We start from the raw sequence: 9,711 nt of genomic DNA on the forward strand, positions 1-9,711 counted from the left end.
CACCTCATCCTTAAACTCTAAATGATTAAAATATAAACATCGCGGAATATACAATCCGCAGATCATAAATATCCTGGAAGTGTTTATACCCAGCCATCGAATAAGCTATCCGACCAATAGTGAAATAGGTCGAGCAAGAAGATATTCTTTGGTGTGGCGAGACATTACGGTTTTTGTCCAGATGCTTCAATTTAATTTTACTTAATTCAGAAGTTAGAAAATATTGTTATATAGAAACAATGTATTTATTCATAAGACTATCCTGATTATTTTGTACACTTTATGTTAAAAACACGACATACACATACACCATGCAAATATTTATCATTCACAAAAAGCACAAAAAAATATTTAATTTGCCTGCTTGTTCTTTTATGAATATAATTTAAAGGAATTTAAATAATATATTATCTGGACCCAATAATATTATTAGTAATACCCGCCATAGGTTTTGAGTTTATTGATGTAATAATACATCACGACGAAAAATCTCCTCTTCCCCTCGACGAACTCTCCAAAAGATCCCAAAGGCGCTGACTGAAAGCGGAGATAAAGATAACCCGGCTTGTTTTCGGTCGAGTGTTGATGATGAGATGTAAAACAGAAATGCCCGATATGTTGCTCATATCGGGCATACCAGGAGGCTAAATCGCTTTCGCCATCTTCAGATTACATGGGCTCATTTGCCAGTTGAATGTACCGTTTCCGTTTTCATCAAGCGTTACACAGGCAATGGCTGAAGTGGTAAACATAGGCGGCGTTTCGCCCGGGCATAACTCGGAAACCAGATACCCAACTAACGGTAAGTGAGAGATAACCAGGACCGATTTGACACCCTCGTTGGTCAATGCCTGAAGATAAGCACTGACCAGACCAACATCGCCGCAGGGCATCAACTCCGGCAGAACTTCCACGCTGGAAGGCAGATCCATACAATCCCCGACTTCTTCCAGTGTTTGCTCGGCTCGCAGGAACGGGCTCACCAGAACACGTTCGATTTCCACTTTTTGACCTTTCAGCCAGTTCGCCATCAGGCGAGATTCGTCACAACCATTAGTGGTCAGAGGACGAACCGAATCACTGGCGGCATCGAGGGCTGCGTCGCCGTGACGCATGATAAAAACTTGCATATTGCACCGCTTTTGTTAACCAGATTCACCCGTCTTGTTTCATCTGAAACCAGAGAAACGAAACGGTGGCCGGCATTGTGCCTTATCCATTCACCGAATGAAACGCTGTTTTTTACCTCAATGGCGTAAGTATAGTCAATATGTGTTTACATTTTGACCTGAACTCCGCCATTCAGCGCGGATTGATATAGCTTTGACCCTTTTAATGAGGGTCAGTTGCAGTTGTTTTCCAAAAACTTTCTCCACGCTCGCTCATCTCTTGTAAACGTTCACAAGGGGTAAAGCGCGAACCATACTGCGTGGCCAGGCGTTGCATTATCGCCACGACTTCCCCCGCCCCGAGTGTATCGATATAGCGGAACGGGCCACCAAGAAACGGCGGGAAACCAATACCAAATACGGCGCCAATATCGCCATCTCGGGCACTGCGAATAACCTGTTCGTCCAGACAACGTACGGCTTCATTCAGCATTAACATCACGCACCGCTCAGCAATCTGTGGTGCGGAAAGTCTCCCCTGCCCTTGTGCGCCAATCAGCGGATAAATGGCGGGATCGACCTGTTTTTTGCTTTTACGCCCTTTTGGGCCATAAAGATAGAAACCCCGGCCATTTTTTCTGCCTTTGCGATCGTCATTCAAAATTGAAGAGACAATATTTGCAGGCGCGCTAAAACGCTCTCCATAAGTTGCTTCCAGTACAGGAATAATTTTAGTCCCGGTGTCGATTCCTACCTCATCCAAAAGTTGGATTGGTCCGACAGGAAAACCAAATTTAACCAGCGCTGCATCGATATGCTCCACACGCTCGCCTTCAGTCAACATGCGGATAGCTTCGTTAATGTACGGCGCTAAAATGCGATTGACATAAAACCCGGCTTTATCCTGCACCACGATCGGCGTTTTACCTTGTTTTTTCGCCAGTTTTACCGTGGTGGCGATGGTTTGCGCCGATGTACCGACATGAGGAATAATTTCCACCAGCGGCATTTTTTCGACCGGACTAAAGAAATGCAGGCCGATAACCTGTTCTGGTCGCGTGGCATACGCGGCGATATCGCTAATGGGTAAAGATGACGTATTCGACGCAAAAATAGTATGAGAAGCGCAATTTTGCTCAACTTCTGCCACCATCTTTTGTTTTAATTCGAGATTTTCAAATACCGCTTCAATAATCAAATCGCGATGTGAAAAACCGCGGTAATCCGTCGTACCGGAAATTAAAGCCAGTTGCTTGTCGCGTTCGCTGGCTTTGAGATGACGACGGCGCACTTTGCTGTCCAGCTGATCCCAACTGTATTTCAACGCATGATTAATGCCCTGGGCGTTGATATCTTTAATTCGTACCGGAAGACCCGCTTTGCAGGCAGTGACGTAAGCAATACCGCCGCCCATCAAGCCGCCGCCTAAAATCCCCACGCTGTTTAATGGGCCAGGTTCGACATCGCTACCGGGATCTTTCTTCACTTCTGTACTGGCAAAAAAGAGATTACGCAGAGCTTGCGATTGCGGCGTCATCGCCAGCTCGCCAAAAGCACGAGCTTCAGCGTCATAACCACTGCTGACGCCTTGCGCCAGCCCGGTTTCGATAACCTCAAGAATACGCTCTGTCGCCGGATAATTGCCCTGTGTTTTCTGCTCTGTTTTTTTGCCGACCATTTTGAACAGCAACGCACGCCCCAACGGCCCCGCCATTACGCGCTCACGGATTGGGAGAGTTCGTGAAGCCTGACGATTCTGCTTCGCCAGCTCTACCGCGGCTTCCAGTAAAATGGAATGAGGAACGACATCATCCACCAGTCCAGATTTTAACGCCTGTTTCGCACGAAGTTGCTTGCCGGTGAGGATCATCTCCAGCGCAGTGCTAACGCCCACCAGTCGGGGTAAACGCTGAGTTCCGCCCGAACCGGGCAATAATCCCAGTTGGACTTCCGGTAAACCAAGCACCGTTTTAGGGTCGTCACTACAGACGCGTCCGTGACAGGCCAGCGCCAGCTCCAACCCGCCACCGAGGCAAGCGCCGTGGACAGCGGCAATAACCGGTACGGGTAAGGCATGAATTTCCGCCATCAACTGCTGGCCTTGCCGCGCCAACGCTTCCGCCTCTTGTGCCGTTTTGCAGTTGCCGATCATGTTGATGTCTGCCCCGGCAATAAAGTTGTCCGGCTTCGCGGAGATAAACACCACGCCGCGCAGATTTTTGTTTTCACGGAGTTGCTTAATGATGGCGCGTACCTGCGAAGCGAACTCTGCCTTCAGGGTATTCATTTTCTCGCCGGGAACGTCAATAGAGATGACGGCAACATTGTCCAGACGCACATTGAGGGTAAAGGCTGATGCTATTTCCATTATTCCGCCTCCAGAACCATTGCTGCGCCAAGTCCACCTGCGGCACAGGCGGTCACCAAACCAAATCCACCGCCACGGCGGCGCAGTTCATGTAAGGTCTGGGTGATCATTCGCGCACCTGTTGCGGCAAAAGGATGACCGTAAGCAATGGAACCGCCGAGCACATTAAATTTACTGTCGTCAACTTCACCGGTAGCATGCGTTCTTCCTAACACATCGCGGGCAAAACGTTCACTACCGAGTAACTGGATATTCGCCAGCGTTTGGGCGGCAAAGGCTTCGTGCATATCAATCAACGTCAGATCGGCCATCGTCAAACCAGCACGTTCCAGCGCCAGCGGTGTTGACCAGGCCGGGCCGAGCAACATGTCCTGCCAGACATCAATCGCGGTAAACGCGTAGCTACGCAGATATCCCAACGGTATCAACCCTAATTCTTTCGCCCGCGATTCGGTCATCAGGATCACAGCGGCTGCGCCATCGGTCAGCGGCGTACTGTTCGCCGCAGTCACGGTGCCATGTTTACGATCAAACGCCGGGCGTAACTTTGCGTAATCAGCAAGCGTGGAATTACCGCGAATATTATTATCTTCTGCGAGAGGCTGTTTATAAGGAGGGATGTAGGCGGTCATCACCTCTTCTTTAAGTTTTCCTTCCGACCACGCCAGAGCGGCACGTTGATGCGAACGATGGGCCAATGCATCCTGCTGTTCGCGAGTAATGCCGTATGTTTTCGCCATTTGCTCCGCAGTGTCACCCATTCGCAAGCCGGTGGAGTATTCCGCCACCGCAGGCGGTACAGGCATCAGGTCACGTAAACGCAGGCGGGAGAATAGTTTCAGACGCTGGCTCAGCGTGCGGGCTTTGTTGACATCCACCAGTACTCGCGCCAGTTTTTTACTGACGCCAATTGGCAATACGGAAGAGGAGTCAGCCCCACCCGCAATACCCGCGCGAATGGTTCCCGCCATTAAACTTTCGGCAACGTTAGCGACAGCCTGAAAACTCGTGGCGCAAGCGCGACTAACGCTGTAAGCATCGGTATGGACATTCATTCCGACGCCAAGAACAATTTCACGGGCAATGTTGGGGGCTTCCGGCATTTGCACAACCTGACCAAAGACCAGTTGTTCAATCACATCGGCGGGAATTTCACTGCGGGCGAGCAGTTCACCGACCATCATCTTCCCCAAATCAACAGCAGGAATGCCATGAAATGCCGTCGCCTGACGGGCAAAAGGCGTACGTAGCCCACTGACAATGGCGATACGATCGCCGTGACGGGTAACCAGCGGTAAAACCTGACCCATAACATTCCCCTGTAAAAAAAAAAGATATAAAGTGGTCTGACCTGATCATAGTCTTAACCATTTTTTTACATTTAGCCAAGCAGAGAAAAGGGAAAGTGAGAGCTATGACACAGTGATAACGGGAAGGAGAAAAGAAAACGCCCCTGCCAGCAACTGGCAGAGGCGTCGTTATCCGAGAGGAATTAACGCAGACCCAACTGGAAGATCAGCATTTCAGCTTCGCAGGCAAAAGTAAAATCAATATCCAGACGAACACCGTCAGACTCTTCAGTGAAAGTCGGAGTAATTTTGCACGGTTCGGACTCTACGCTACGGGCTTTTTCAGTCAGCGCCGCCAGCGTTTGTTCTGCTTCTGCGCGGTTTGCAAACACACGGCTGTAAGACGCGGTGCAATCGGAGTTGTCCATAATGGTGCCAACATCCATACAGCAGCAAACCGGGGTTTCATCAGCACTACATTTACTCATCGTTGATTTCCTCTGTATGTGCACCCAAGGTGCCAGATAAACGTTACGGATATTTTACGCTTCTGGAAAGTGCCGCTCCAGTTGTTAATTCTGCAAAATCAGATAAGTGACCGAAATCACACTTAAAAATGATCTAAAACAAAATTCACCCAAATGAATGAGTGCGCCACCTCCAAATTTTGCCAGCTGGATCGCGTTTCTTTGATCATATTTGAAAAAGTATCGAAACATACTTGCAACATTCTATCTGGTCCGACCTATACTCTCGCCACTGGTCTGATTTCTAAGATGTACATCAGACCCTACACTTCGCGCTCCTGTTACACCACGTAACATAGTTTGTATAAAAATAAATTATTGAGGTTATGGTCATGAGCCAGAAAACCCTGTTTACAAAGTCTGCTCTCGCAGTCGCAGTGGCACTTATCTCCACCCAGGCCTGGTCAGCAGGCTTTCAGTTAAACGAATTTTCTTCCTCTGGCCTGGGCCGGGCTTATTCTGGGGAAGGCGCAATTGCCGATGACGCGGGTAACGTCAGTCGTAACCCGGCGTTGATTACTATGTTTGATCGCCCGACTTTTTCTGCCGGTGCGGTTTATATCGATCCAGATGTGAATATCAGCGGGACTTCTCCGTCTGGTCGTAGCCTCGACGCGGATAACATCGCGCCGACGGCATGGGTTCCGAACGCTCACTTTGTGGCGCCAATTAACGATCAGTTTGGTTGGGGAGCTTCCATTACCTCCAACTACGGTCTGGCGACAGAGTTTAACGACACCTATGCAGGTGGTTCTGTCGGTGGTACGACCGACCTCGAAACCATCAACATGAACCTAAGCGGCGCCTATCGTTTAAATAACGCATGGAGTTTTGGTCTCGGTCTGAATGCCGTCTACGCCCGCGCGAAAATTGAACGCTTCGCGGGCGACCTGGGGCAACTGGTTGCAGGTCAGATTATGCAATCTCCCGCCGGGGCGACGCCACAAGGGCAGCAACTGGCGGGCATGGCTAATAGCATCCCAAGCGATGAGAAAATTGCTCATCTGAATGGCAACAAGTGGGGCTTTGGCTGGAATGCCGGCATCCTGTATGAACTGGATAAAAACAACCGCTACGCGTTGACCTACCGTTCTGAAGTTAAAATTGACTTCAAAGGTAACTACAGCAGCGATCTGCCAGTTGCTATTAACAACTACAATTTCGGTCTGCCAACGGCTACGGGCGGAGCAACGCAGTCAGGTTATCTGACGCTGAATCTGCCTGAAATGTGGGAAGTGTCGGGTTATAACCGTGTCGCGCCGCAATGGGCGATTCACTATAGCCTGGCTTACACCAGCTGGAGCCAGTTCCAACAACTGAAAGCGACCTCTACCGGTGGCGATACGTTGTTCCAGAAACATGAAGGCTTTAAAGATGCTTACCGCATCGCGTTGGGTACCACTTATTACTACGATGATAACTGGACCTTCCGTACGGGTATCGCCTTCGATGACAGCCCGGTTCCGGCACAAAACCGTTCGATTTCCATTCCAGATCAGGACCGTTTCTGGCTGAGCGCAGGTACGACTTATGCGTTTAATAAAGATGCATCCGTTGATGTTGGCGTTTCTTATATGCACGGTCAGAGTGTGAAGATTAACGAAGGCCCATACCAATTCGAGTCCGAAGGTAAAGCCTGGCTGTTCGGTACTAACTTCAACTACGCATTCTGATAACCTGGTCATTTAATAAGAAAAAAGGTGAGTTTTGCGACTCACCTTTTTTATTTATCGATTACTCAGAATCGATTTCTTTTAACTCATCCTGAATCGCTTGCGCGTTCGGGTTTTCCTGCGGTTTAAGTTCACCGCCATTGGCAATGAAGTCATGACGCTGGAAGTAGGCCTCACGCACCATAATATAAGGATCTGACGACTGGCGAAGCAGGCCATCAGAATCCAGCAATTGCGCACGAGTTTCGATACCTTCAAGCGTCCATTTACCGATAGACATCGGCCAGGTCAGCCAGGAAAGTACCGGATACAAGCCATCCGCCATATCACCGCCATCATCACGCAACGTGAAGCTGCCGTAGAACGGTAATTGCATGTACGGCCCGTAGCCAACGCCGTAATGGCCCAGAGTGCTACCAAAACGATGAGGTTCCGTACGTTGCAGTTTCGGGTTGGCCATCCCCGCGACATCAATAAAGCCGCCCATACCCAAAATGGTGTTCAGGAAAAAGCGGGTAAAGTGGACCATCCCCTGATAAGGATCGCCCTGCAAGAAATAGTTGACCATTACCGCAGGTTCTTCAAGGTTGCCGGTAAAGTTGCTCAGCCCATTACGAGCCGGTTGCGGAACATAGTCGCGCCAGGCGACAGCCACCGGTCGAACAACATACGGATCTAACACATTGAAGTTGAAATTGTACATGGTGCGGTTAAACCCTTCTAACGGGTCAGAACGCCCTTGCTGATCTGTGCCGGAACTCGCACACCCCACCAGAAGCGTAGTTCCCAGAGCAAGCGCCGACAGGCGAAGCTTCATAAATGTCTCCCTGTTTTTTTATGGCTTATGCAGTTTGCCATCCATGACGGAACGATACCGTATCCGCCTGTTTAGGTGTGTGCGATTGTAACAGCACGTCAAATGATGTCCAGACGACTTGTTTTGCTAATTTGATCATAGCCTGGTAATTGATGACCTGTAGGCTACGCGATTTCACGAAAGCAGAAAAAGGCATACATCGTCATTTATGCATTTTCAGAGTAACACCCGCCAGTTGCGCGTAAAAAAATCGTCACAATTTAACTATACGTGCTAATGAGCCAGCAACAAGCGTAAAGAAGATGCGCATCCAAAAGCAGAAGATGCGGAAAACATTAAGAAAAATGATAAAAACCACGCACAGGTGGCGAGGGTTTAGGCAATCGAACATTCACATACTTACCCCGTCGTTCATTAGCGGGTATACTCATGCCGCAATGTCCTCTTAGTTAAATGGATATAACGAGCCCCTCCTAAGGGCTAATTGCAGGTTCGATTCCTGCAGGGGACACCATCCCGCCGTACACTAACGTCTACCATTGTCTATAAACCCCATGTAACCATATAAAAATAAAGAGATTTTATTCTCATGACGTCCATTGCCGTCTATTGAAATCAAGTAAATCTATGGGGCATAATTGGGGGCATTGCTGGTTCGATTGTAAATGTGCCCCCAATATGTCCAGAAATACCCTCAACAAATTAACAGACCGTCAGTGCAAAGCAGCTAAGCCACGAGACAAAACTTATAAATTGTCTGATGGTGGTGGTCTTTATCTTGAAGTATCCCAGACCGGGTCGAAGTATTGGCGAATGAAGTATCGCCGCCCATCAGATAAGAAAGAAGACAGACTTGCTTTTGGTGTATATCCAACCATTAGCTTACAAGACGCCAGAGAAAAACGAGACAACGCCAAAAAGTTGTTAGTCAAGGGGATAGATCCCAAAGCAGAGCAAAGAGCAGCAAAAGCAGAAGAAAAAGGTGCATTCACTTTTGAGACAATAGGACGTCAATGGGTTGAAAGCCACCAGATGTGGAACGAAGCCCACCGAAAACGCGTACTTAGAAGCCTTGAAATGTATATTTTCCCTCACATTGGCACTTCGGATATTCGCAAACTGGAGGCGATGACAATTTTACCTTTGTTTAAGAAGGTAGATGACGCCGGGAAACACGATACAGCCAACCGACTTAAACAACGAGTTAAGGACATCATACATAGCGCCCGTCTGAGCGGCATTAAGACAGAAATCATCACGAATGATCTCGATGTCCGGTTAATGCAATATGAAACTAAGCATCATGCCGCACTACATCCCAGAGATTTACCAGACTTTTTCACTCGATTGGGCAGCTTTAAAGGTAATCCTCTTACCCGCCTTGCCATTGAGCTAACCATGTTGACCTTTGTTCGTTCAAGCGAGTTAAGGTTTGCCCGTTGGAAAGAGTTTGACCTTGATCGGGCTGAGTGGATTATCCCTAAAAAAAGAGAGCCTATCGATGGTGTGAGGTTTTCCACCCGTGGCACAAAGACGGGAAAAGACGAACATATCGTGCTTCTTAGCCGTCAGGCTGTTTCTATTGTAAAGCAGTTGAGAGAACTAAGCGGAAGCTACGATGTTGTGTTTCCGAATGAAAGAAACACCAAAGGCGTGATGAGTGAAAACACGGTAAACAAGGCATTACGCTTAATGGGCTATAACACGCAAGAGGACGTAACTGGACATGGATTCCGTGCCACAGCCTGTAGTTCCCTGATGGAGTCCGGTTTGTGGCAGGAGGACGCAGTAGAGCGCCAGATGAGCCACAAAGAATATAAAGACGTTAAAAGAGCCTACAAGCACAAGGCTGATTACTTAGAAGAGCGCAAACTAATGCTTCAATGGTGGGCAGATTATCTGGACGCCAATCGAGAAATACACATAAG

At 48.5% G+C, this 9,711-nt stretch carries 7 protein-coding genes, 1 tRNA gene and 1 pseudogene; 4 read left to right on the forward strand and 5 right to left on the reverse strand.

Translation table 11 applies throughout. From position 1 onward, the window contains the following. Positions 1 to 644 precede the first annotated feature (644 nt). The 4 genes from sixA to EA14781_RS20470 all read right to left on the reverse strand — a co-directional run bounded on the left by sixA (position 645) and on the right by EA14781_RS20470 (position 5,254). Positions 645 to 1,130 (reverse strand): phosphohistidine phosphatase SixA, encoded by a 486-nt coding sequence (sixA, locus tag EA14781_RS20455; RefSeq protein ID WP_001195821.1) that lies wholly within the window; start codon positions 1,128 to 1,130, stop codon positions 645 to 647. Positions 1,131 to 1,332: 202 nt separating this feature from the next. Continuing rightward, a complete protein-coding gene (fadJ, locus tag EA14781_RS20460) occupies positions 1,333 to 3,477 on the reverse strand; it encodes a fatty acid oxidation complex subunit alpha FadJ (protein ID WP_000401554.1) in 2,145 nt (714 codons plus the stop codon). After that, on the reverse strand, positions 3,477 to 4,787 hold the full coding sequence (gene fadI, locus EA14781_RS20465) for an acetyl-CoA C-acyltransferase FadI (protein WP_000531910.1): 1,311 nt from the start codon (positions 4,785 to 4,787) through the stop codon (positions 3,477 to 3,479). The genes fadJ and fadI overlap by 1 nt, the downstream gene beginning before the upstream one ends. Positions 4,788 to 4,969: 182 nt before the next feature. Then, entirely contained in the window at positions 4,970 to 5,254 is a 285-nt protein-coding gene (locus EA14781_RS20470; protein WP_001296261.1) for a YfcZ/YiiS family protein, read from the reverse strand. 371 nt (positions 5,255 to 5,625) lie between these two features. Here EA14781_RS20470 and fadL point away from each other — a divergent pair, with 371 nt between their 5' ends. After that, complete coding sequence (fadL, locus tag EA14781_RS20475; RefSeq protein WP_002461669.1) at positions 5,626 to 6,966, forward strand: long-chain fatty acid transporter FadL; 1,341 nt, start codon at positions 5,626 to 5,628, stop codon at positions 6,964 to 6,966. A 61-nt stretch (positions 6,967 to 7,027) separates the two neighbouring features. Here fadL and mlaA read toward each other — a convergent pair whose 3' ends face one another. Beyond that, positions 7,028 to 7,783, reverse strand: a complete 756-nt coding sequence (gene mlaA / locus EA14781_RS20480; protein ID WP_000776777.1) for a phospholipid-binding lipoprotein MlaA — start codon at positions 7,781 to 7,783, stop codon at positions 7,028 to 7,030. A gap of 283 nt (positions 7,784 to 8,066) precedes the next feature. On the opposite strand from mlaA, the pseudogene EA14781_RS25885 reads away from it, so the two are divergent. The 3 genes and pseudogenes from EA14781_RS25885 to EA14781_RS20495 form a co-directional block, all read left to right on the forward strand. Further along, positions 8,067 to 8,162 (forward strand): annotated as a pseudogene (locus tag EA14781_RS25885) (hypothetical protein); the annotation flags it as partial. 60 nt (positions 8,163 to 8,222) lie between these two features. Continuing rightward, a tRNA-Arg gene (locus tag EA14781_RS20490) sits at positions 8,223 to 8,297 on the forward strand. 164 nt (positions 8,298 to 8,461) lie between these two features. Further along, positions 8,462 to 9,711: tyrosine-type recombinase/integrase (locus EA14781_RS20495; protein WP_042336145.1), on the forward strand; the 1,250-nt coding region annotated here is incomplete at its 3' end.

Origin of the sequence: Escherichia albertii NBRC 107761 = DSM 17582, from assembly GCF_000759775.1 — a bacterium.
GTDB classification, from domain to species: domain Bacteria; phylum Pseudomonadota; class Gammaproteobacteria; order Enterobacterales; family Enterobacteriaceae; genus Escherichia; species Escherichia albertii.

Coding starts and splice junctions, on each gene's coding strand:
- sixA (WP_001195821.1), bottom strand. CDS start 1,130: ATGCAAGTTTTTATCATGCGTCACGGCGACGCAGCCCTCGATGCCGCC.
- fadJ (WP_000401554.1), bottom strand. CDS start 3,477: ATGGAAATAGCATCAGCCTTTACCCTCAATGTGCGTCTGGACAATGTT.
- fadI (WP_000531910.1), bottom strand. CDS start 4,787: ATGGGTCAGGTTTTACCGCTGGTTACCCGTCACGGCGATCGTATCGCC.
- EA14781_RS20470 (WP_001296261.1), bottom strand. CDS start 5,254: ATGAGTAAATGTAGTGCTGATGAAACCCCGGTTTGCTGCTGTATGGAT.
- fadL (WP_002461669.1), top strand. CDS start 5,626: ATGAGCCAGAAAACCCTGTTTACAAAGTCTGCTCTCGCAGTCGCAGTG.
- mlaA (WP_000776777.1), bottom strand. CDS start 7,783: ATGAAGCTTCGCCTGTCGGCGCTTGCTCTGGGAACTACGCTTCTGGTG.